This window comes from Patulibacter medicamentivorans (genome assembly GCF_000240225.1).
In the GTDB taxonomy this organism is placed as follows: Bacteria; Actinomycetota; Thermoleophilia; order Solirubrobacterales; family Solirubrobacteraceae; genus Patulibacter; species Patulibacter medicamentivorans.
In genome coordinates this window covers 1-21,663 of record NZ_AGUD01000079.1, presented here as the reverse complement: position 1 = coordinate 21,663, position 21,663 = coordinate 1, and the positions used below count along the sequence as shown (strand labels likewise).

The following is a 21,663-nucleotide window of genomic DNA, read 5'->3' as shown; positions in this document are numbered from 1 at the left end:
ACGTCCGCGCCGCCGGCCTCGGCCACGCCGCCGGGATGGCCGCCGGGGACGCCGTCCAGACCGCCGCCCTGGCCGTCGGCAGCGTGCGTCACCGCACGCCGGTGCTCTGACGCTCGGGGGCCGGCTCAGCGACGGGCGCGGCCGCGCAGCGCCTCGAGCGCCGGGCGGTCGGCCAGGAACCGGCGGTGCGCGCCCGCCCAGCCCGACAGCAGCTCGCCGAGCTGCGCGCGGTTGCGGACCACCCGCTTGACGCTGTGGGCCAGTCCCAGCGTCTCGAAGCCGAGCGCCGCCCGCGGATCGTCCTCGAGCACCAGCGCCAGCACCAGGTTGGCGTAGATCCGGTCGCGCTCCTGGGCCAGCGGATAGGGCTTGCGGACGTCGTCGTGGACCGCCCGCGCGCGCGGCTCCAGCTCCAGCCGGGCACCGGCGATCAGCCACCGCAGGCACTGCAGGCGGTCGTCGTAGTAGCGCTGGGCCTCGTCCCACGGCACGTCGATCACCAGCGACCGGCGGTGGGCGATCAGCGCGCTGATCACGAACGTCGGTCGCTCGCCGGGCCGCACCGGCCGGCAGAAGCCGTTGGGCCGGGTGACCATCAGCAGCGACCAGCCGCCGTCCGGCGCCCACGGCTCCATCGCCACCGTCCCCCCGACCACCACCGAGTCGTGGGTCGCCTCGACCGCCGCCGCCAGCCGGACGACCGCCTGCGGCTCGACGTAGACGTCGTCGTCGACGAAGACCAGGATCTCGCCGCTGCTCTCGCGCGCGCCGAGGTTGCGGGCGGCCGACGGGCCGACGAGGTCGTGCGGGACGTGGCGGACCCACGGGTCGCGGGCGCAGACCTCGGCGCCGAGGGCGCGCACGTCCGGGTCCGGGGTCGAGTCGGCGACGACCACGTCGAAGGCGACGTGCTCGCGCGCGGCGCGCAGGGCGTCCAGGCACCGCTCGAGCGCGTCCGGCCGGCCGCGCGTCGGCACCACCACGCCGACCGTCGCCCGGACCCGCGGGATCGGATCGCGCAGGCCGACGTCGGCCGGCTCGCCAGCCGTGGAGCGGGTCATCGCGCGCTCCCGGCGCCGGCCCGCGCGTAGGCCTCGAGCGTCTGCCCGGCGACGACCGCCGGCGACGACCGCTCGCGCAGCCGCTCGCGTCCCGCCAGCGCCGCCTCGCGCGCGGCGCCCGGGTCCTCGATCGCTCGCGCCAGCGCGTCCCCCCACGCCTCGGAGTCGTCGCCGAAGACGATCGGCACCAGCCCGTCGTCGCCGGTCACGTCGCGGAACGACGGCCAGTCGGAGACGACCAGCGGCGTCGCGCCCGACAGCGCCTCGGCGGCGACGTAGCCGAAGCTCTCCCAGCGCGACGGGACGGCACAGGCCGCGGCACCCTCGAGCGCCTCCTCGACGGCGTCGCGTCCCCAGCGCTCGGTCACCCGCAGCCCGTCGGCGACGCCGAGCGCCGCCGCGCGCTCCCGCAGCCCGGCCAGCACGCTGCCGCCGTCGGCCGTCGTGGTGTCGCGTCCGACGATCTCGAGGATCGCCTCGGGCACCCGCCGCCGGATCGCCGGCAGCGCCTCCAGCAGCCGGTCGACGCCCTTGCGGTGCTCGAAGCGGCCCGCGAAGACGATCCGCGGCGGAGCCTCCGACGGCGACCAGGCCGACCGCGGCTCGCGCAGGGCGACCGGGTAGCTGATCGCGACGTCCGGCACCGCGTGGCGATGCGACGCCAGCTGGACGCCGGTGCCGACCAGCAGGTCGGCACGGGCGATCCCGCGCTCCTCGGCCGCGATCGCCAGCCGCGCGTCGAGCCCGCTGCGGCCGACGAACGGGAACACCTGGGCGGCCGACGAATGCAGCCGGACGACCAGCGGCCGGCGCCGCAGCAGCAGCGACTCGGCCATCCACTCCGGCGACTCGACGACGTCGAAGCCGGTCCCGAGCGCCCGCGCCGCCCGCGCGACCGCCGCCGCCTGCTCCAGCCGCTTCCAGGTCTGCGGCAGCACCCGCCCGGGGCCCCGCAGCCGCCGGCCGAGCCCGCGGCGGTGGACGGCGACCCCGTCGGCGGTCCGCGTCTCGTCGGCCTGCCCGTCGACCACCGAGAGCACGTGGACCTCCGCGCCGGCGGCGGCCAGCGCCGGGGCGACGAGCCCCAGGTAGGTGCCGATCCCGCCCCAGCCGGTCTCCGGCGGGTACTCCTGGGACACCAGCAGGACCCGCATCAGGCTCCCCCGCGCCGCTCGGCCCGGCGGAGGTCGCGTCGCGCCTCGAGCCGCCCGCGCGAGGACCACAGCCACAGCTCGGCGTCGATCAGCGGCTCGCGGGCGGCGAGCCGCTTGACCGCGATCCCGCCGGCCCGCAGTGCCCAGACCGCCTCGCGGGCCAGGTCGCCGGGACCGAGGCCGTGGACGTCCTCCATCAGCACGTTCGAGCGGCCCTGGGCCCGCGCCCGCTCCCGGAACCAGGGCTTGGTCAGCCGCTCGACCGGGATGTGGTGGTGGACGGTCGCCGCCGGCCAGTACTCGACGACCAGGCCGGCCGCCAGCACCCGGCCGACCAGCTCGGTGTCCCCGCCGGAGAGCAGCGAGCGACCGGTCCGGTCGAGCCCCGGGCGGAACGGCCCGACGCGGTGCAGGACGTCGCGCAGGACCGCGAAGTTGGCCCCGACCGGCCCGGCCCAGGACGGGAACGGCCCCGGCCGGTCGCCGAGGTCGAGGACCGAGATGTAGGTCAGCTTGCGCGGATGCACCCAGTCCGGGATCGGGACCGGCGCGTCGGCCAGGATCCGGCCGCCGATCAGCGCCCGCCGGCCGTCGAAGGCCGCCGCCACGCCCAGCGCCCAGTCCGGCTCCAGCAGCACGTCGTCGTCGAGGAAGGCGACGATCTCGCGGCTGGTGGCGGCGACGCCGCTGTTGCGCCCGACGTTCAGCCCGCCCGGCTCCTGGCGCAGGACCCGCAGGTCGAGGTCCAGCTCGGCCAGCGGCAGCTGATCGGCGAGCGGCACCTCGCTGCCGTCGTCGACGACGACGATCTCGAGCTCGGCCGCGCCCTCGACGCGCGCCAGCGACCGCAGCGTCCGCTCGAGCAGTGCGGCGCGATCGCGCGTCGGGATCACGACGCTGATCCGCTTGGCGTCGATCGACACTAGCGCTCGACCGGAATCCAGGGCGTGGCCGGGCGGGCGCGCGGAGGCGGCAGGTCGTCGGGCTCGGGCAGGCGCGGCCAGCCCGCGACCAGCGGCTCGGCGTCCTCGGGCGCGGGGTCCTGGAAGACGCGGCGGTCGTCGATCGTCACGCAGAAGACGACGATCGCGATCACGATCGCCATCTGCATCCCGTTGCGGGGCAGGTACATCGTGTCGTCGAAGAGCGCCGCGGTGGCGATCGCGACGACCGGCGCGGCGATCCCCATCAGGCGCCGGCGCAGGGCGGTGCCGATCAGCGTCAGCAGCAGGATCGCGAGTGCGATCGCCGCGAACAGCCCGGACTCCAGCGCCACCTGCAGGTAGACGTTGTGGGCCGACGTGATGTGGCCGCTGAGCTCGTCGAAGCGATCGCTGAAGCGCCCCGTCCCCAGGAACACGTGGTCGGGGACCTGCGCGGCGGCGCGCGACATCAGCTGCACCCGCTCGCCGGTCGACTCGGTGCTGGTGTCGGCGGCCGAGAGCACGTAGGTCAGGAACGACTGGTCGCCCTTGCGCAGCAGCGCCAGGCCGCCGACGCCCATCAGCGCCGCGAAGGTCAGCCACGGCAGCGTCCGCAGGCCGGCGAAGGCGATCAGGCCGATCGCCAGGCCGACCCACGACTGGCGGGAGAAGGTCACCACGAGCGCGGCCACGATCACGACCAGGCAGCCGATCACCAGCGTCCGCGACACCCGCATCCGCAGGATCAGCATCGCGACCCCCAGCAGGAAGGCCACCATCAGGTACTGCCCCGCGCTCGGCACCGCCATGAACGGGAAGATGCCGCGGATCAGGTCGAAGTCGCCGCTCTTGAGGTTGGCGATCCGGCTGGCGGCGGCGAACAGGTCGAGCCGGTCGTTGACCCAGTTGATCGTGTAGCCCTCGCCGCGGAAGAACTGCATCAGGAACTGGAAGAGCACGCCGCAGGCGCCCAGCGCGGCGCCGACGACGAGCGTCAGGCCGACGTCCTCGACGCGGATCACGCGCCGCCGCAGCGCGTACACCAGCGACGTCGCCAGCAGGCCGAAGACGCTCAGGTAGAGCATCCGGGCGCCGGTCGCGACGACGTCGCCGCCGAACGCGGTCGAGAGGATCCCCCAGCCCAGCAGGGTGGCGAAGGCGAGCGGGATCGCCGGGCCGATCGGCGTGATCGGCATCCGGCGGCGCGACATCCCGTGGAGGAACAGCGCCGGGATCAGGAAGCTGGCCATCACCAGCGGTCCGATGACCTTGAACTCGCTGACCTGCGCGACGTACGGCACGTACGGCAGGGCGAGCATGAAGATCCCGGTCGCGACCGCCGGCCAGCGGATCGTGAGGATCACGTAGAGGACGCCGAACGGGGCGGCGACCAGCAGCTGCGTCGGCAGGAACTGGCCGGAGGTCCCGGCGTAGCCGCCGAAGAAGAAGGCGAAGAACAGCCCCCAGCGGAGGACCAGCCGGTCGAGCCGCTCCTCGGGGGCGCGGAAAGGCCGCTCGCGTCGCCGCCTCAGGCGGCCGAGCGGCAGCCGGCGACCAGCGGGCGCTGGCCGTGCGGGCGACGATCCGTCCCCCGCCGACGGCGGGACCGACCACCGTTCGCGCAGACCGGAGATGTCACGCCGCGCCGTAGGCACCGTAGTAGGTGTACCCGTAGGCCTCGTGGGCCGGGTCCTGCCGCCGCGACACGGCGGTGGCCACGACGCCGGTGACGGTCCCACCGTTGCGCTCGACGGTCTCGAGCGCGGTCTTCAGCGTGTCGTGGCTGGTCGCGCCGAGCCAGGCGCAGACCAGCACGGTGTCGACCTTCGGCACCAGCAGTCCGGCGTCGGCGACCTGCAGCAGCGGCGTGCTGTCGATGATGACGACGTCGTAGACCTCGCGGACCTCGTGCAGGAAGTCCTCGAAGCGGCGGGAGTCGACCAGCTCGGCCGCGGCGCCGGTCGGCTCGCCGGCCGGGACCAGCACGACGTCGGTGCCGACCTCGGCGGTGTCCTCGCTGCCGTCGAGGATCGCGCTCAGCGGGACCCGCCGGACGACCTCGGCCGGCTCGGCCGTCCCCCGCAGGTACTCGCCGAGCCCCGGGGTGCCCTTGACCTGCAGGCGGGCCGCCTGGACCGGACGGCGCAGGTCGCACTCGACCAGCAGCGTCGTGCGACCCGACGAGGCATAGGCCGCGGCGAGGCCGGCCGCGGTCACCGACTTGCCGGCGCTCGGCTGGGCGCTGGTGACCAGCACCACCTTCGGCTCGGCGTCGGGGGTCAGGAAGCGCAGGTTGCGGCGCAGGACGCGGAACGGCTCCAGCTGCCCGGTGCCCAGCGACAGGCGGCCGGTCTTCTTGTCGACGGCGTCGCCGAGCTTGTCGGGGATCGTGCCGACGAGCGGCGCCCCGGCCGCGCGCAGCTGGTCGACGCTGCGCAGGCGGCGGTCCAGCGTCGACCGCAGGGTGACGACCAGCAGGCCGAAGAGCAGGCCGACGGCGGCGCCGATCAGCGAGTTGCGCAGCGGCTTCGGCGCGATCGCGCTGGTCGGGACGTTGGCGCGCTGCAGCAGCTGGATCGGCTGGGCGATCTGGCTCAGCGAGTCCAGCCGCGAGATCGTCGCCGCGTAGCTCTCGCGCGTGAGGCTGCCGATCGTGGAGCCGTCGGCGCCGCTCTTGCGACGCTCGCGGTACTCCTTCTTCAGGCGCTCGGCCGCCTTGGCGTAGACCTGGCGCTGGCCGTTGATCTGCGTGGTCCGCAGCGCCAGCGCGAAGGCGTCGGCGATCTTGGCCGCCTTCTTGGCGTCGCGGTCCTTGGCGCGGAGGAAGATGATGCCGGTGCCCGGCGTGATCTCGGTCTTCAGGCCCTTGGCCAGGTCGAGCACGTTCTCGCCGGTGACGCCGGACGCCGTCAGGCGCTTGGTGGCCTCGGCGACGACGTCACGGCGCTCGATCGTGTTCATCGCCGTGTAGGCGACCTGGTCGACCGTCTGGGCGATCCCCGCGCCGCTGTTGCCAGCGTTGAGGAGCGAGTTGTCCTGGGCTTCCAGGCGCGCCTGGACCCGGGCCTCGGCCTCGAACGTCTGTGGGGTGGTGAGCGAGAACAGGAGCGCCGCGAGGACACCGATCAGGGTGGCTCCGAGGATCACCGGGAGCCCGCGGAGGATGACCGCCTCGAGGCTCGCGGTCTGGCGGCTCAGCTGGGGCTCAGGCGGGGGAGTTGTGGCAGGACCCATTCGAGGGCGGCACGATACCAGCCGATTCGACGGAGGTCGGCGAATCGCCGGTCGTCCGAGCGCCCGGCCGGTCGCGGCGATCACCCCGATCGGGCGCCCATCCCCGCTGCTGGCGCGCCGGCGTCCGGGAGCCGGTCGCGCGCCGCTCAGGGACGCGGGCTGCGGACCGCCGCCTGGGCCGCCGCGACGCGCGCGATCGGCACCCGGAACGGCGAGCAGGACACGTAGTCGATCCCGGAGTCGTGGAAGAAGGCGATCGAGTCGGGGTCTCCCCCGTGCTCGCCGCAGACGCCGAGCTTCAGGTCGACCTTGGTCGTGCGGCCGAGCCACGCCCCCATCCGCAGCATCTGGCCCACGCCGGGCGTGTCGATCGTCTCGAACGGCGAGCGGTCGAGGATCTTGAAGTCGATGTAGCGGGCGAGGATCTTGCCCTCGATGTCGTCGCGGCTGAAGCCGAGCCCGGTCTGGGTCAGGTCGTTGGTGCCGAAGCTGAAGAAGTCGGCGTGGTGGGCGATCGAGTCGGCCAGGAAGCAGGCGCGCGGCAGCTCGATCATGGTCCCGACGACGTAGTCCTCGCCCAGCGTCAGCTGGTGGCGGTCAGCGACCGCGACCACGAAGCCGCGCATGATCTCCAACTCGCGCTCGTAGCCGACCAGCGGGATCATCACCTCGAGCTTCGGGGCGCTGCCGGTCCGCTCCTCGACCGCCTTGGCGGCCGCGAAGATCGCCTCGGCCTGCATCTCGAAGATCTCGGGGTAGAGCAGCCCCAGGCGGACGCCGCGGGTGCCGAGCATCGGGTTGGCCTCCGACAGCGTCTCGATCCGCTCCAGCACGTCGGCCAGCACGCCGACCCGCCGGTAGCGCTTGGAGGCGTAGGCCTCGTGCAGCTCCTCGCCGACCTCCTCCTTCTTCGGCAGGAACTCGTGCAGCGGCGGATCGAGCAGGCGGATCGTCACCGGCTGACCGGTCATCGCCTCGAACAGGCCCTCGAAGTCCTGCTGCTGCAGCGGCCGCAGCTCCTCGAGCGCGGCGCGCCGCTCCTCCTCGTCCTCGGCCATGATCATCCGCCGCATCTTCGGCTGGCGATCGGCCTCCATGAACATGTGCTCGGTCCGGCAGAGGCCGATCCCCTCGGCGCCCAGCTCGCGGGCCTTGGCCGCGTCCTCGGGGGTGTCGGCGTTGGTCCGCACGCCGAGCACCCGCAGCTCGTCGGCCCAGTCGAGGATCGTCTCGAAGCGCTCCAGGACGGCGGCCATCGCCGGGTCCTGCGAGGGCTCGACCAGCGGCACGTCGTCGGTGGTGATCTCGCCGGTCGTGCCGTTGATCGCGACCAGGTCGCCCTCCTGGATCAGGACGTCGCCGATCCGCGCGACGTGGGCCGCCAGGTCGACCTGGAGCGCGGTGGCGCCGCAGACGCACGGCTTGCCCATCCCGCGGGCGACCAGCGCGGCGTGGCTGGCCTTGCCGCCCTCGCTGGTCAGGATCCCCTGGGCGGCGTGGAAGCCGGCGACGTCGTCGGCCTCGGTGAACGGCCGCACGAGGATCACCTTCTCGCCCCGCTCGGCGGCGGCGACGGCCTCCTCGGCGGTGAAGACCGCGGCGCCCTTGGCCGCTCCCGGCGAGGCGTTGACGCCGGTTCCGAGGACCGTGTAGTCGGCGCTGCGGTCGAACGTCGGGTGCAGCAGCGTCTCGAGCGCGGCCGCGTCGAGCGTCAGCAGCGCGGCCGGCCGGTCGAGCAGGCCCTCCCGCACGGCGTCGACGGCGAACCGCACGGCGGCCTGGGCCGGACGCTTGGCGTTGCGCGTCTGCAGCATGTACAGACGCCCCTCCTCGACCGTGAACTCGGTGTCCTGCATGTCGCCGTAGTGGCGCTCCAGCGTGCGGAGGATCTCCAGCAGCTCGGCGTGGGCGGACGGGATCCGGTCGGCCAGCTCGGCAAGGTCCTGGGTGTTGCGGACGCCCGAGACGACGTCCTCGCCCTGGGCGTTGACCAGGAAGTCGCCGGACGGCGTCGGCTCGCCGGTGACCTCGTCGCGGCTGAAGGCGACGCCGGAGCACGAGGTCTCGCCCTTGTTGCCGAAGACCATCTGCTGGACGTTGACCGCCGTGCCCCAGTCGTCGGGGATCCGGTTGATCCGCCGGTAGTGGACGGCGCGGTCGCCCATCCACGAGTCGAAGACCGCGCGGATCGCGCCGTCGAGCTGCTGCTGCGGGTCCTGCGGGAACGGCTCGCCGGTGGTCTCGCGGTAGAGGTCCTTGAAGACGGCGACCAGCTCGCGGAGCGCGTCCGTGTCCAGCTCGGTGTCGAGCGTCACCCCGCGATCGCGCTTGACCTGCGCGATCCGCTCCTCGATCAGCTCGCCCGGGACGCCCTTCACGACGTTGCCGTACATCTGGACGAAGCGGCGGTAGGAGTCCCAGGCGAACCGCGGGTTGGCGGTCCGCGCGGCCAGGCCCTCGACCGAGGCATCGGTCAGCCCCAGGTTCAGGACCGTGTCCATCATCCCCGGCATCGACTCGCGCGCGCCCGAGCGCACCGACACCAGCAGCGGGTCGTCGGCGTCCCCCAGCCGCTTGCCGGTCTGCTCCTCGAGCCGCGCCAGCGCGGCGCCGGCCTGCTCGACCAGGCCGTCGGGCAGGACCCGGTCGGCGCGCATGTAGGCGACGCAGGCGTCGGTCGTGATCGTGAACCCGCCGGGCACCCGGTCCGCGCCGAGGATCCGGGTCATCTCGGCGACGTTGGCTCCCTTGCCGCCGAGCAGGTCCCGCTGCTCCTTGGAGCCCTCGGCGAAGTCGTGCACCCAGCTGGCGGCGGTCATGAGGCGGGTGATGGTACCCCTTGGCCGCGCGGTCGCCGTCCGCTCGCGCCAACCCGGCCCGCGACCCCGACGGCCGGCGGGGCCGGCCGCGGGCCGGCTACGACGGCTCGCCGCGCAGGTCGACGCCGAGGTGCTCGGCCGCCAGGCCGTTGATCGCGCGGTGGACCTGGCGCGCGACCGCCGGCGGCGCCGACGGCGCGTCCTGCAGCGGCGCGCCGAGCGCCTCGATCATGAACGCCAGCGATCCGGGATCGATCGAGACCGCGCCGCTGCGGCAGGCGGCGCAGACCGCGCCGCCCTGGGCGTCGTCGAAGGCGACCAGGGCGTCGTGGCGACCGCAGCGCACGCACGAGCCGAGCGCCGGCTGCAGGCCCAACGCGTAGAGCAGCTTCAGCCGGAAGGCCAGCTGCAGCCCCTCGTGGGCCGCGTCCGGGCGGCCGTCGAGCAGCGCCAGCAGGCTCCGCAGGAGCCCGTGGACGCGCGCGGCGGGCTCGTCCGGGACGCAGGTCCGGTCGACGACGTGACAGGCCCGCTGGGCGCTCTCCAGCGCCGCGTGGCTGGTGAGGATCCGGTGGTGGACGGCGACCGTGTCGGCGCCGACCACGGTCATCAGGTCGCTGCGCCCGCGCTGCAGCTCCAGCTGGACCACCGCCAGCGGCTCGAGCCGGCCGCCGAGCTTGCTGCGCGGTCGCCGCGCGCCCTTCGCGATCGCGCCGACGCGGCCGTGCTCGGGCGTGATCGCGTGGAGGATCCTGTCGGCCTCGCCGTAGCGCATCGACCGCAGCACCACGGCCTCGGTGCTGAGCCGGCGGCTCGTCATCGCCGTCCTACTATACTTTGTGAAGCAATGAGCCAGTCTCCCGCGATCACCGTCTACACCACGAACGCGTGCCCGTACTGCGTCCGGGCGAAGGCGCTGCTGGAGGCCCGCGGGATCGCGTACGAGGAGGTCAACCTCGGCCGCGACCCCGAGACGCGGCTCGAGCTGTCCCAGCGCACGGGGATGATGACCTTCCCCCAGATCCTCGTCGGCGACACGGTCGTCGGCGGCTTCGACGAGCTGGCGGCCGCCGACCGCTCCGGCCGGCTGTCGGAGATCATCGCCGCCTGACCCGCGGCGGCTCGGGCCCGTCGCTCATCGCCGCGCCCGGCTGGCCCGCGGCTTGGGCTGGCAGCGGTCGCAGCTGTAGGTCGCCCGCTGGGCGACCACCCGCTTGACGACCGCGGCCCCGCACGCCGGGCACGGCTGGCCCTCGCGGCGGTGGACCCGGAAGTCGTTCTGGAACCAGCCCTCGACCCCGTCGACGTGGCGGAAGTCGTCGATCGTGGCCCCGCCCGACGCGATCCCGTCGGCCAGCGCCAGCCGCACCCCGTCGGCGAGCGCGGCGCACTGCGTCGCGGTCAGCTGGCCGCCGGCTCGCAGCGGGTGGACGCGGGCGTGGAAGAGCGCCTCGTCGGCGTAGATGTTGCCGACGCCGGCGACCACCCGCTGGTCCAGCAGCAGCCCCTTGATCGGCGCCCGCCGGCCCCGCAGGGCGGCGCGCAGCGCCGGACCGTCGAAGTCGTCGCCGAGCGGCTCGGGGCCGAGCCGCTCGTCGATCCAGCGATCGGCGTCGTCGGCGGCGGCGAACCAGCGGCCGGTCCCGAACCGCCGCGGATCGCAGAAGCGCACCGTCCGCTCGTCGTCGAGGACGATCCTGACCCGCTCGTAGGGCGCGTCGTCGTCGGCCGCGTCGACCAGCAGCACCCCGGTCATCCGCAGGTGCATCGCGACCGTCCCGCCGTCGGTGCGCCAGAGCATGTGCTTGCCGCGGCGGTCGATCCCGACGATCCGTCGGCCGGTCAGCGCGGCCTCGACCTCGGCCACCGACTGCGGGGCGCACCAGCGCGGGTCGTCGATCGCGATCGACGCGATCGTCCGCCCGGCGACCAGCGGCACCAGCTGGCGGCGGATCGTCTCGACCTCGGGCAGCTCGGGCATCGCTCCGAGGGTAGACGGGCCGCCGATCCGGGACGTCTGGCGGCCCGTTTCGCCGCCGCGCGCCGCGGCCCGCCGATCCGGGACGCGGACCGTCCCCTGTCGCCGACCCGCGTCAGCCCGCGAACGAGCGGCCCGGCAGGTCGCGGTCGTCGCGCCCCGTCAACCAGCGCAGGACCGTCGCGCCGACGTCGGCCAGCGTCCCGTCGTGGCGGCGCCCCGGGGCCCGCTCGCCGCTGGTCGCCAGCAGCGGCACCAGCTCCCTGGTGTGGTCGCGGTGGTCGGCGGCCGGGTCGACGCCGTGGTCCGCGGTCAGGATCAGCAGGTCGTCCGGTCCCAGCCGCGGCAGCCAGCGGGCCAGCTCGGCGTCGATCGCGCGCAGGGCGCGGTGGAAGCCGGCGGTGTCCTTGCGGTGGCCGTAGCGCTCGTCGGTCTCGACCAGGTTGACGAACACCAGCCCGCCGTCGAGCTCGTCCAGCAGCCGCGCCGTCGCCGCCAGCGCCTGCTGGTTGCTGCCCCCGGGATGGGTCGCGGAGAACCCGCGCCCGGCGAAGACGTCGACGACCTTGCCGACCCCGTGGATCGCCTGCCCGTGCTCGGCGAGCGCGTCCAGGTAGGAGCGACCGGGCGGCGGCAGCGCGACGTCGCGGCGGCCGGAGGTCCGCTCGAACCGCCCCGGCGGCCCCGCGAACGGGCGCGCGATCACCCGCGCCGGCCGGCGCTCGGCCGGCAGCGCCCGGTGCAGCCGCCGGCAGAGGTCGTGCAGCGCCGCCTCCGGCCAGCGATCGACGTGGGCCGCGATCTGCAGCACCGAGTCCAGCGACGTGTAGAGGATCGGGTCGCCCCGCTCCAGGTGGACGGCGCCCCAGCGCTCGATCGCGGTGATCCCGTCGGTCCGCTCGCCGGCCAGGAAGCGGACGCCGAGCGCCCGCTCCCACTGCTGCCGCTCGTCGGCGGCGACGCCCGCGGGCCAGGCCGGCAGCGGCCCGGGCGCGGCGACGCCCATCAGGCCCCAGTGCCCGACGATCGAGTCCTTGCCCGGCCCGATCGGCGCCAGCCGGCCGTGGACGACCGGCGTGGCCGCCGGCGGCACCCCGTCGATCGGCGCCACGTCGCCGAGCCCGAGCGCCTGCAGCGTCGGCAGCCGCAGCCCGCCCTCGATCGCGGCCAGATGGCCGAGCGTGTCGGTGCCCTCGTCGCCGTACTCGGCCGCGTCGTCGGCGGCGCCGACTCCGCAGGCGTCGAGGACGACCACGAAGGCGCGCCGGCTCACCCGCTGCCCGCCCGGTCCTGCTCGCGCAGCGTCCGCCAGTCGGGAGCGACCCGCAGCGACTCGAGGATCGGCCGGAAGACGGTGCGATCGACCCGCCGGAAGTCCTCGGCCGGAGCGTAGGCGTCGATCACGATCTCGCGCCCGCCGACGAAGACGTGGACCGAGCGGACGGTGCGCGGGCGGCCGAGGATCGTCTCGGTCCCGCGCAGCTCGATCGCGGGCAGCCGGTCGTAGCGGGTCAGCGCGCTGGCGACCGTCTTGAACGTCGCGTCGCGGGTCCGCGAGGCCGCGGTCAGGCGCCGCCGGGCGAGGTTCAGCTGGTCGTGGCCGCGCGGGCCGCGGCGGCCGCGCGGATAGACCCAGACCGACAGGACGGCGGGCCCGCTCGAGGCCGAGGCCCGGAACGGCCCGGTGTCGGACTCCCCCGCGGTTCGCACGCTCCACGGCTCCTCCGGCAGGCGCATCAGCGTGCCGAAGCCGACGTTCTGGCGCGAGAACCGCTCGGGCGGCACCGGTCGCTGGAGCGACTGCGGCGGCGTCGGGTCGCGACCGACGCCGAGCGCCGGCAGCGCCAGCAGGACGGCCGCCACCACGATCAGGATCTCGGGGCCGACGCGCCGGCGCCCGCCGTCGGCGCGCCCGGGACGCCCGTCGCGGGAGCGACGCGGGCGCTGGAGGACCTTCTGCTTGCGCGGACGCGGGACCACGACGGCGATTCTCGCGGATCGGCCCGACCGACGGCGCCGGGACCGGTCCGCGGCCCGTCGCGATCCGCCGTTGCGCGCTGGGCCCGGCGGCTGCGATCGTCGTGCCCGTGCCCACGATCCAGCCCGACGAGCCACCGAGCGAGCTCCCCGAGGTCGAAGCCGGGCGGCTGCCGGACCGCTACCGCGACCGGATGCAGGACCAGTTCCTCGCCCGCGCGCTGCCGAGGCTGCGCCCCGGCGTGCGGATCCTGGACGTCGGCGCGGGGCGGGCACCGACCCTCGCTCCGAAGACGCGACCGACCGGCTGCTGGTACGTCGGCACCGACCGCTCGGCGGAGGAGCTCGACGCGGCGCCGCCGGGCGCCTACGACGAGACGATCGTCAGCGACGTGACCGAGCCCTTCCCGCGGGCCGACCGGTTCGACCTCGTGCTCTCGTGGCAGGTCCTCGAGCACGTCGGCGACGTCGGCGACGCGCTGCGCCAGATGGGCGAGTGCGTCGTCCCCGGTGGTCTGCTGCTGGTGCAGACGTCGGGGTCGCGGGCCGTCTTCTCCGTCGCGTCCCGGATGATGCCCCACCGTGCCCGGGTGTTCGCGATGGAGCGGCTGCTCGGCGTGCCGGCCGAGGAGAAGTTCCCCACCACCCGCCAGCCCAAGACCGAGGCGTCGCTGCGCGCCGCCCTGACGGGGTTCTCGAGCGTCGACGTCCTGCCGTTCTACCGCGGAGCGGCGTACTTCCGCTTCTCCCGGGCCCTGCAGCGGCTGTACGTGGTCTACGAGGACTGGGCGGCCGCCGACCGGCGACCCGACCTCGCGACCCACTACCTCGTCGCCGCGACGCGCTGACCCCCGCCCCGCTCAGGCCGGCGCGTGCTGGGCGCGCGGGTGCGCCGAGCGGTAGACGTCCTGCAGCCGCTGGGCGGACAGGTGCGTGTACATCTGGGTGGTGGCGATGTCGGCGTGGCCGAGCATCTCCTGCAGCGTCCGCAGGTCGCAGCCGCCGGCGAGCAGGTGGGTCGCGAAGCTGTGGCGCAGCGTATGCGGGCTCATCCGCCCCTCCAGCCCGGCGCTGCGGGCGTGGCGCTGGACGATCTTGTAGAGGCCCTGGCGGCTCAGCCGCCCGCCGCGGGCGTTGACGAACAGCGCGCGCTCGCTGCCGCCGCCGACCAGGCCGCCGCGGGCGTCGCGCAGGTAGCGCGTGACCGCCTCCACGGCCCGCCGCCCGACCGGGACCAGGCGCTCCTTGCTGCCCTTGCCGCGGGCCCGGAGCATCCCCTCCTCCAGGTCGACGTCGCCGACGTCGAGGCCGGTCGCCTCGCTGGCGCGCAGGCCGCAGGCGTACATCAGCTCCAGGATCGCGCGGTCGCGCAGCGCGATCGTCGAGACCTCGTCGTGGTTGGTCGGCATCGCCAGCAGCTTCGCCACCTCGGCCCGCGTCAGGACCTTCGGCAGCTGCTCGCGCTTGCGGGGGCCGCGGACGTCGGCGGTCGGGTCGGCCTCCAGCAGCCCCTCGCGGCGGACGTGGCGGTAGAAGCTGCGCAGGCAGGCGGCCTTGCGCTGGATCGTCGCCGCCGCGGCCGGCCGTCGCGGGCTGCCGTCGGCGTTCGTGCCGCCGGCGGCGAGGCCGTCCAGGAAGGCGGTGATGTCCTCGCCGGTGGCCTCGAGCACGCCGACGCCGCGGGCGTCGAGGAAGATGCCGTACTGCTGCAGGTCCGAGCGGTAGGCGTCGAGCGTGTTGCGGGACAGGCCGCGCTCGAACTCCAGGTAGGCGAGGAAGTCGAGGACCAGGCCGGTGAGCTGGCGCTGGGGTGCGGGCGCGGCGAGTGGTTGCATGGTCGCGACCCCGTTTGCTCGCCGGCCTCGCGGTCCCTTGCCGCTGCAACCCGGCGTGCGGCCGCTCGCCGGCCGCCGGCCGCGCTCCCGCGATCGTCCCCGCCGTCCGGGGATCGGCATGGGACCCCGGGAGCGGGACGATCAGGCGACGCCGGGCAGGCCGTTGGCCTTCGCCCACAGCAGCGCGATCAGCGTCTTGCCGTCGTTGGTCGCGGCGATCGCGCCGTCGAGATCGTCGATCGGCCAGCGGACGATCTCGATCCGCTCGTCCTCGCCGCTGTCGGCGTGGTCCTCGCTGAGGTCCCAGGCGCAGAACAGGTGGACGGTCTCGTCGAGGATCCCGACCGACGGCTGGAAGGCCAGGATCGGCTGCCAGCTGGCGGCGGCGCGGCCGATCTCCTCGGCCAGCTCGCGGCGGCCGCACTCGATCGGCGGCTCGCCCACGACGTCGAGCTTGCCGGCCGGGATCTCGAGGCTGTCGGGATCGTCGATCGTCTCGCGCGGCTGCCGCGTCAGCCACAGGTGGGTGCCGTCGTGGGCCAGGATCCCGACCGCTCCGGGATGGCGGATGATCTCGCGCTTGACGACGTCGCCGTTGGCGAACCGGAACCGGTCCTCGACCAGGCGGACGATCCGGCCGTCGTAGAGCAGCTCGCCCCCGACGCGCTCGAAGCGGCGCTCCTCGGCGGTGCTCATCGCGGATCCTCGGGCCGGTCGCTGGTCACGGCGCGCATCCTGTCAGCCGGACGGCCGCGGCGCCGCCGATCCCCCGCCGAGCGCGTCGGCGGCGCCGGCGGGCGCCGCGGCATCGGCCACCGTCGCGCTGCCGGCCTCCGCCGTCCGCACGTGCTCGTCGACCAGCGCCAGCAGCAGGTCGAGCGTCGCCTCGAGCGCCGCGACCGAGATCCGCTCCCCCGGCTGGTGGGCGCGCTCGTTGCCGCCGGCCAGGTTGACGGTCGGCAGCCCGGCGGCGTTGAGGACGTTGGCGTCGCTGGCTCCGCCGTCGGCGAACGGCCGCGGGGTCAGGCCGAGCCGCTCCAGCGCCGCCGTCGCGTGGCGAACGGGGAGTGTCGAGGCACGGTGGCGGTAGGGCTGGAAGCGGGTCTCCAGGGTCAGGTCCAGGTCGACCGGCCCGAGCGGGTCGTGGGCCGCGTCGTGGAGGATCGCCTCGACCGCGTCGACCGTCGCCTGGAGCGTGTCGCGATCGGGGCCGCGGACCTCGCCGATCACCCGCGCGTGGGCCGGGACGACGTTGGTGACCGGCGCGGCGGGCACGGGCCCCGGCTCGGGGTCGACGCCGCCGGCGATCTGGCCGACGTTGACGGTGGCGCCGCCGTCCAGCCGTCCGTGGGGCAGCGCCGCGACCGCCCGCGCGGCGGCGAGGATCGCGCTGCGCCCGTCCTCGGGGGCGATCCCGGCGTGCGCCGGGCGGCCGTGGAAGCGCGCGTCGAAGCGGACGTGGCCGGGCGCCCCGACCACGATCCCGCCGAGCGGGCTGGGGTGGTCGATCACGTAGCCGCACGACGCCTGCAGGCGCCGCGGGTCGAACGCCTGGGCGCCCTGCAGCTGCGGCTCCTCCTGGACGGTCAGCAGCAGCTCGACCGTCAGCGGGATCGGCTCGCGCACCAGCCGCGCGGCCAGCACCAGCAGCGCCGCGACGGTCGCCTTGTTGTCCGCGCCGAGGACCCCGCCGAGCCCGTCGGTCCACCACTGCTCGTCGCGGACGGGGCGGATCTCGGCCGCGACCGGGACGGTGTCGAGGTGGGCGCAGAGCAGGACCGCCTGCCCCGTCGGGTCGCCGGCGGCGGTCCCCGGGATCCGGCAGAGCAGGTTGCCGGCGTCGCCGCCGATGCGGGCGCCGGCGTCGTCCTCGTCGACCGTCAGGCCGAGGCCGCGCAGGACCCGCGCGACGTGGTCGGCGCAGGCCCGCTCGTGGCCCGACGGGCTGCGGATCGCGCAGAGCGCCGCGAGCTCGCCGTGCAGCGCCTCGCGCTCGGCGGCGGAGGCGCGCGGCGGCGGAACCGGCATCACGGGGTGCGGATGGTGGTCGCGGCCGGCCGGCGGTCGCCGGCGGGGAGCCGCGGGCTCAGCCGCGCGACTCGGCCTCGTGGCCGATCCCGGCGACCGAGACCTCGTCGGACTCGCCGCGGCGCTCCTTGGCCCGCCGGTGGGCGGTCGTCACGAAGCCCTGGAAGATCGGCGACGGGCGCTCCGGGCGGCTCTTGAACTCCGGGTGCGCCTGGGCGGCGACGAAGAACGGATGGTCCGGCAGCTCGATCGCCTCGACCAGGCGTCCGTCGGGCGAGGTGCCGCCGACGACCAGCCCGGCGCTCTCCAGCTTGCGACGGAGGGTGATCGAGACCTCGTAGCGATGGCGGTGGCGCTCGTAGACCGTCTCCTCGGCGTAGAGCTCGCGGATCCGGGTTCCGGGCAGCAGCTTGACCGGGTCGGCACCCAGGCGCATCGTGCCGCCGAGGTCGCGGACCTCCTTCTGCTCGGGCAGGAGGTCGATCACGGGCCACTCGGTCTCGGGATCGAACTCGGTCGAGTTGGCGCCCGGCATGCCGGCGACGTGGCGGGCGAACTCGGCGACCGCGATCTGCATCCCCAGGCAGATGCCGAGGTACGGGATCCGCTGCTCGCGCGCGACCTTGGCGGCGAGGATCTTGCCCTCGATCCCGCGACCGCCGAAGCCGCCGGGCACCAGGATCCCGTCGACGCCGGAGAGCCGGTCCAGCGCGACCTGCTCGCTCTCCAGGTGCTCGCTGTCGACCCAGTCGATCTCGACCTTGGCGCCGTCCCAGACCCCGGCGTGCTTGAGCGCCTCGGAGACCGACTTGTAGGCGTCCTCGAGCTTGACGTACTTGCCGACGATCGCGATCCGGACCCGGCTCTTCGCCTCGCGGGTGCGGCGGACGACCTGCTCCCAGTCGCTGATGTCGGGGGCGGGAGCCTCCATCCCGAAGTGCTCCAGCACGCGGCGGTCGACCGACTCCTCGCGGTACCAGAGCGGGATCTCGTAGACGTCGTCGACGTCCTTGGCCGAGATCACCATGTCGCCCGGGAGCGCCGTGAAGAGCGCGATCTTCGAGCGGATGTCCTTGCTCAGCACCGCCTCGGAGCGGCAGAGCAGCATGTCGGGCTGGATGCCGATGCGGCGCAGCTCGTTGACCGAGTGCTGCGTCGGCTTGGTCTTCAGCTCGCCCGCGTGCTTGATGAACGGCACGAGGGTGAGGTGGATGTACATGCAGTTGCGGCGGCCGACGTCGGCCGGGAACTGGCGGATCGCCTCGAGGAACGGCAGCGACTCGATGTCGCCGACCGTGCCGCCGATCTCGCAGATCACGACGTCGACGTCCGAGGACTCGCCGGCGAGCTTGATCCGGTTCTTGATCTCGTTGGTGATGTGCGGGACGACCTGGACGGTGCCGCCGAGGTAGTCGCCGCGGCGCTCGCGCCGGATCACCGTGTCGTAGATGCCGCCGGTGGTGACGTTCGAGGCCTTCGACGTGTTGGTGCCGGTGAAGCGCTCGTAGTGGCCGAGGTCGAGGTCGGTCTCTGCCCCGTCCTCGGTCACGAAGACCTCGCCGTGCTGGTACGGCGACATCGTGCCCGGATCGACGTTGATGTACGGATCGAGCTTCTGGATGCTGATGCTCAACCCGCGCGCGACCAGCAGCCGGCCGATCGAGGCGGCGGCGATGCCCTTGCCGAGCGACGAGACCACGCCGCCGGTGACGAAGACGTACTTGGTCTGACTGCGGTCGGGCACGATGCGGTCCTCGGCGGGTCGCGTTTGCGGGCGGGGCGGGCCGGCTTCGCCACGGCGAGCACCGGCCCCGGGGGATCGCCCCGGTCCGCGCATCGACGCTCACCGACCACCGAGGACGGTAGCGGCCCGTGCGGACGTCCCGGGTTGCGGGTGCGGTCGCGGTGGCGGCGTCGGCGCGACGGCCGGCACCGGGGACGCCGGCACGAGCGGACGCCGTAGACCGACCACGCGGTCGTCGGCGACGCGATCGCGCTGTCATCGGATCGTGATCGACCCGTGCGAGCGACGTGCAACCATCGGAGATGGCGCTCGACGCCGGCCGCCGGCCGGCGCGCCGACCACCCAGCCCGGAGGACGCCGTGACCGACCAGCCGACCCCCACCGCTTCCGATGCCATCGCCGGCAAGGACGACCAGGACTGGCGCCAGGAGCTGACGCCCGAGCAGTACGCCGTCCTGCGCCAGTGCGGCACCGAGCCGGCCTTCAGCGGCAAGTACTGGGACACCAAGGACGACGGCACCTACCGGTGCGCGGCCTGCCACGCCGAGCTGTTCGCCAGCGACACCAAGTTCGACTCCGGCACCGGCTGGCCGAGCTTCACCGACCCGCTGGTCGCCGATGCGGTCAGCCTCCACGAGGACCGCTCGCACGGGATGGTCCGGATCGAGGCCAAGTGCGCCAGGTGCGGCGGCCACCTGGGCCACGTCTTCCCCGACGGCCCCGGCCCCAGCGGCCAGCGCTGGTGCATCAACTCCGCCGCGCTCGACCTCGACGCGCGCGTCGAGCCCGGCGCCTAGCCGAGGCCGAGCATGGCTTCCGCGAACGGCGCCGCCGGCCACGACCAGGGACTCGACCGCCAGACGCTGATCGTCGCCGGCGTCGTGATGATCGGCGCCTTCATGTCGATCCTCGACACGACGATCGTCAACGTCGCGATCGACCACCTCTCCGGTGACTTCGATGCCCCGCTGACGACGATCCAGTGGGTCGTCACGGGCTACACCCTCGCGCTCGGCGCGGTGATCCCGATCACGGGCTGGGCGGCCGATCGCTTCGGCACCAAGCGCATCTACCTGACGTCGTTGGTGCTGTTCGTCGCCGGATCGATGCTCGCCGGACTCGCCTGGAGCGCCGAATCGCTGATCGCGTTCCGGGTCCTGCAGGGGCTCGGCGGCGGAATGGTGATGCCGGTCGTGATGACGATCATGACCCAGCAGGCCGGCCCGCACCGGATGGGCCGCGTGATGGGCGTGCTCGGCGTGCCGATGCTGGTGGCGCCGCTGATCGGCCCGATCCTCGGCGGCTGGCTGGTCGACGACGTCTCCTGGCGCTGGATCTTCTTCATCAACGCGCCGATCGGCGTGGTCGGGTTCCTGCTGGCGCTGCGCGTGCTGCCGGTCGACAGCCCGAAGCCGACGCACCGGCTCGACTGGCTCGGCCTGCTGCTGCTCTCGCCCGGCCTCACGGCGGCGATCTTCGGCCTGTCGGAGTCCGGCGACGGCGGCTTCGGCCGACTCGAGTCGTGGCTGCCGCTGCTGATCGGCGCGCTCCTGATCGTCGGGTTCGTCGTCCACAGCCTGCGCGGCGACAACCCGCTGATCGACCTGCGGACGTTCATCGGCACGCGCGCCGGCGCCGCCGCCGGGGTCTTCCTGCTGTTCGCGATCGCGTTCTTCGGATCGCTGTTGCTGCTGCCGCTCTACTACCAGGTCGCCCGCGGCGAATCGGCGCTGACGGCCGGGCTGCTGCTGATCCCGCAGGGGGTCGGCGCGATGATCATGATGCCGATCGCCGGACGCCTGACCGACAGGTACGGGCCGACGCGGTTCCCGGCGCTCGGGATCCCGCTGATCGCCGCCGCGATGATCGGCTTCTCGACCGTCGGCGCCGATACCTCCTACGTCGAGATGGGCGCGTTCAGCTTCGTGCTCGGACTCGGGATGGGCTTCTCGATGATGCCGACGATGACCGCCGCGATGCAGGCGGTGCCGCCGGCGGCGATCGCGCGGACGAGCACCGCGATGAACATCATCCGCCAGATCGGCCAGTCGATCGGCACCGCGCTGCTGACGGTGATCCTGTCGGCGCGGATCAACGACAACCTGAGTGGCCGCGGCGGCGGCGAGGGCTTCACCGGCGTCCAGTCGCTGCCGCCCGCGCAGCGCGAGGCGATCAGCTCGCCGATCGCCGACGCCTTCGGCGCGACGTTCACCTGGGCGGTCGTGCTGCTCGCGATCGCGTTCATCCCGGCGCTGTTCCTGGCCTGGATGGGTCGCAACGGCAGGCCCGCCGACGCGGCCGAGGCGCAACCGGTCGTCGTCGAGCCGTAGGGCGCCGGGTCGCCGCGCCTCAGGCGGCCCGGCGCAGCTCCTCGGCGTGGCGCCGGGCGCCCTTGTCGCCGTGCTCGCCGCCCAGCATCCGGACCAGCTCGCCGACGACGTCGCGCTCGGCCAGCCGTCGCACGACGGTCCGGGCCGGCTCGGCGTCGGTGTCCTTCTCGATCGCGAAGTGGCGATCGGCCAGCGCCGCGATCTGCGGCAGGTGGGTGATGCAGAGCACCTGACCGCCCTCCGCCAGCGCCCGCAGCTGCTCGCCGACGGCGCGGCCGGTCTGGCCGCCGACGCCGCTGTCGATCTCGTCGAAGACCTGCGTGGCGCCCGACCCGTCGCCGGCGACGGCCAGCAGCGCCAGCATCACCCGCGACAGCTCGCCGCCCGAGGCCGCGTCGCGCACCGGGGCCGCCGGCACGCCCGGGTTGGGGGCCAGCACCAGCTCGCACTGGTCGCTGCCCGTCGGGCCCGGATCGCGCGGCTCGACCAGCACCTCGAGCGTCGCGGCCGGCATCGCCAGCCGGGCCAGCCGCTCCATCGTCGCCGCGGCCAGCGCCGGGGCCGCCGCGCGGCGGGCCTC

18 protein-coding genes and 1 pseudogene are annotated in these 21,663 nt (G+C 74.4%); 4 read left to right on the top strand and 15 right to left on the bottom strand.

Annotated features, from left to right (window positions below; genetic code table 11):
* Positions 1 to 125: 125 nt before the first annotated feature.
* From PAI11_RS24100 to recO, 7 genes are all read right to left on the bottom strand, one after another.
* Positions 126 to 1,061 carry a glycosyltransferase family 2 protein gene (locus tag PAI11_RS24100; RefSeq protein ID WP_007572595.1) on the bottom strand — a complete coding sequence of 312 codons (936 nt, stop codon included), beginning with the start codon at positions 1,059 to 1,061 and terminating at the stop codon, positions 126 to 128.
* A complete protein-coding gene (locus PAI11_RS07520; RefSeq protein ID WP_007572593.1) occupies positions 1,058 to 2,215 on the bottom strand; it encodes a glycosyltransferase family 4 protein in 1,158 nt (385 codons plus the stop codon). The genes PAI11_RS24100 and PAI11_RS07520 overlap by 4 nt, the downstream gene beginning before the upstream one ends.
* Positions 2,215 to 3,138, bottom strand: coding sequence for a glycosyltransferase family 2 protein (locus PAI11_RS07515; protein WP_007572592.1), 924 nt, complete (start codon positions 3,136 to 3,138; stop codon positions 2,215 to 2,217). The genes PAI11_RS07520 and PAI11_RS07515 overlap by 1 nt, the downstream gene beginning before the upstream one ends.
* The gene (locus PAI11_RS07510; RefSeq protein ID WP_007572590.1) at positions 3,138 to 4,793 is read right to left on the bottom strand and encodes an O-antigen ligase family protein; all 1,656 of its coding nucleotides are present in this window, start codon (positions 4,791 to 4,793) and stop codon (positions 3,138 to 3,140) included. Before PAI11_RS07510 ends, PAI11_RS07515 begins: the two co-directional genes overlap by 1 nt.
* Positions 4,774 to 6,372: a tyrosine-protein kinase domain-containing protein gene (locus PAI11_RS07505; protein WP_081488310.1), complete on the bottom strand. Its 1,599-nt coding sequence runs from the start codon at positions 6,370 to 6,372 to the stop codon at positions 4,774 to 4,776. The genes PAI11_RS07510 and PAI11_RS07505 overlap by 20 nt, the downstream gene beginning before the upstream one ends.
* Positions 6,373 to 6,518: 146 nt before the next feature.
* Complete coding sequence (ppdK, locus tag PAI11_RS07500; RefSeq protein WP_007572586.1) at positions 6,519 to 9,191, bottom strand: pyruvate, phosphate dikinase; 2,673 nt, start codon at positions 9,189 to 9,191, stop codon at positions 6,519 to 6,521.
* Between the two features lie 97 nt (positions 9,192 to 9,288).
* Positions 9,289 to 10,011 (bottom strand): DNA repair protein RecO, encoded by a 723-nt coding sequence (gene recO / locus PAI11_RS07495; protein WP_007572585.1) that lies wholly within the window; start codon positions 10,009 to 10,011, stop codon positions 9,289 to 9,291.
* A gap of 27 nt (positions 10,012 to 10,038) precedes the next feature.
* Between recO and grxC the strand changes: the two genes are divergently transcribed.
* Positions 10,039 to 10,302: a glutaredoxin 3 gene (gene grxC / locus PAI11_RS07490; protein ID WP_007572582.1), complete on the top strand. Its 264-nt coding sequence runs from the start codon at positions 10,039 to 10,041 to the stop codon at positions 10,300 to 10,302.
* Between the two features lie 24 nt (positions 10,303 to 10,326).
* On the opposite strand, the gene mutM is transcribed toward grxC, so the two are convergent.
* The 3 genes from mutM to PAI11_RS07475 all read right to left on the bottom strand — a co-directional run bounded on the left by mutM (position 10,327) and on the right by PAI11_RS07475 (position 13,149).
* Entirely contained in the window at positions 10,327 to 11,172 is an 846-nt protein-coding gene (mutM, locus tag PAI11_RS07485) for a bifunctional DNA-formamidopyrimidine glycosylase/DNA-(apurinic or apyrimidinic site) lyase (protein WP_007572580.1), read from the bottom strand.
* A 112-nt stretch (positions 11,173 to 11,284) separates the two neighbouring features.
* Positions 11,285 to 12,442, bottom strand: a complete 1,158-nt coding sequence (locus tag PAI11_RS07480; protein ID WP_040599006.1) for a phosphopentomutase — start codon at positions 12,440 to 12,442, stop codon at positions 11,285 to 11,287.
* The gene (locus PAI11_RS07475; protein WP_007572576.1) at positions 12,439 to 13,149 is read right to left on the bottom strand and encodes a hypothetical protein; all 711 of its coding nucleotides are present in this window, start codon (positions 13,147 to 13,149) and stop codon (positions 12,439 to 12,441) included. Before PAI11_RS07475 ends, PAI11_RS07480 begins: the two co-directional genes overlap by 4 nt.
* A gap of 107 nt (positions 13,150 to 13,256) precedes the next feature.
* Here PAI11_RS07475 and PAI11_RS24095 point away from each other — a divergent pair, with 107 nt between their 5' ends.
* Positions 13,257 to 13,994, top strand: a complete 738-nt coding sequence (locus tag PAI11_RS24095; RefSeq protein WP_007572574.1) for a class I SAM-dependent methyltransferase — start codon at positions 13,257 to 13,259, stop codon at positions 13,992 to 13,994.
* 12 nt (positions 13,995 to 14,006) lie between these two features.
* Here PAI11_RS24095 and xerD read toward each other — a convergent pair whose 3' ends face one another.
* The 4 genes from xerD to PAI11_RS07450 form a co-directional block, all read right to left on the bottom strand.
* Positions 14,007 to 14,981 (bottom strand): site-specific tyrosine recombinase XerD, encoded by a 975-nt coding sequence (gene xerD, locus PAI11_RS07465; RefSeq protein WP_007572572.1) that lies wholly within the window; start codon positions 14,979 to 14,981, stop codon positions 14,007 to 14,009.
* A gap of 141 nt (positions 14,982 to 15,122) precedes the next feature.
* Entirely contained in the window at positions 15,123 to 15,677 is a 555-nt protein-coding gene (locus tag PAI11_RS07460) for an NUDIX hydrolase (protein ID WP_007572571.1), read from the bottom strand.
* A gap of 42 nt (positions 15,678 to 15,719) precedes the next feature.
* A complete protein-coding gene (locus tag PAI11_RS07455) occupies positions 15,720 to 17,009 on the bottom strand; it encodes a M20/M25/M40 family metallo-hydrolase (RefSeq protein ID WP_138974156.1) in 1,290 nt (429 codons plus the stop codon).
* Between the two features lie 58 nt (positions 17,010 to 17,067).
* Positions 17,068 to 18,753, bottom strand: a complete 1,686-nt coding sequence (locus PAI11_RS07450; protein WP_007572566.1) for a CTP synthase — start codon at positions 18,751 to 18,753, stop codon at positions 17,068 to 17,070.
* Positions 18,754 to 19,055: 302 nt separating this feature from the next.
* On the opposite strand from PAI11_RS07450, the gene msrB reads away from it, so the two are divergent.
* Both msrB and PAI11_RS07440 read left to right on the top strand, forming a co-directional pair.
* A complete protein-coding gene (msrB, locus tag PAI11_RS07445) occupies positions 19,056 to 19,550 on the top strand; it encodes a peptide-methionine (R)-S-oxide reductase MsrB (RefSeq protein ID WP_007572562.1) in 495 nt (164 codons plus the stop codon).
* A 12-nt stretch (positions 19,551 to 19,562) separates the two neighbouring features.
* The gene (locus PAI11_RS07440; RefSeq protein ID WP_007572560.1) at positions 19,563 to 21,083 is read left to right on the top strand and encodes a DHA2 family efflux MFS transporter permease subunit; all 1,521 of its coding nucleotides are present in this window, start codon (positions 19,563 to 19,565) and stop codon (positions 21,081 to 21,083) included.
* Between the two features lie 19 nt (positions 21,084 to 21,102).
* Here the strand turns inward: PAI11_RS07440 and PAI11_RS26915 are convergent.
* A pseudogene (locus PAI11_RS26915) lies at positions 21,103 to 21,663 on the bottom strand (DNA repair protein RecN); the annotation flags it as partial.

Bases quoted from the DNA above. Each gene is read 5' to 3' on its own strand.
- PAI11_RS24100 (WP_007572595.1), bottom strand. From the start codon at position 1,061: ATGACCCGCTCCACGGCTGGCGAGCCGGCCGACGTCGGCCTGCGCGAT.
- PAI11_RS07520 (WP_007572593.1), bottom strand. From the start codon at position 2,215: ATGCGGGTCCTGCTGGTGTCCCAGGAGTACCCGCCGGAGACCGGCTGG.
- PAI11_RS07505 (WP_081488310.1), bottom strand. From the start codon at position 6,372: ATGGGTCCTGCCACAACTCCCCCGCCTGAGCCCCAGCTGAGCCGCCAG.
- ppdK (WP_007572586.1), bottom strand. From the start codon at position 9,191: ATGACCGCCGCCAGCTGGGTGCACGACTTCGCCGAGGGCTCCAAGGAG.
- recO (WP_007572585.1), bottom strand. From the start codon at position 10,011: ATGACGAGCCGCCGGCTCAGCACCGAGGCCGTGGTGCTGCGGTCGATG.
- grxC (WP_007572582.1), top strand. From the start codon at position 10,039: ATGAGCCAGTCTCCCGCGATCACCGTCTACACCACGAACGCGTGCCCG.
- mutM (WP_007572580.1), bottom strand. From the start codon at position 11,172: ATGCCCGAGCTGCCCGAGGTCGAGACGATCCGCCGCCAGCTGGTGCCG.
- xerD (WP_007572572.1), bottom strand. From the start codon at position 14,981: ATGCAACCACTCGCCGCGCCCGCACCCCAGCGCCAGCTCACCGGCCTG.
- PAI11_RS07460 (WP_007572571.1), bottom strand. From the start codon at position 15,677: ATGAGCACCGCCGAGGAGCGCCGCTTCGAGCGCGTCGGGGGCGAGCTG.
- PAI11_RS07455 (WP_138974156.1), bottom strand. From the start codon at position 17,009: ATGCCGGTTCCGCCGCCGCGCGCCTCCGCCGCCGAGCGCGAGGCGCTG.
- msrB (WP_007572562.1), top strand. From the start codon at position 19,056: ATGGCGCTCGACGCCGGCCGCCGGCCGGCGCGCCGACCACCCAGCCCG.
- PAI11_RS07440 (WP_007572560.1), top strand. From the start codon at position 19,563: ATGGCTTCCGCGAACGGCGCCGCCGGCCACGACCAGGGACTCGACCGC.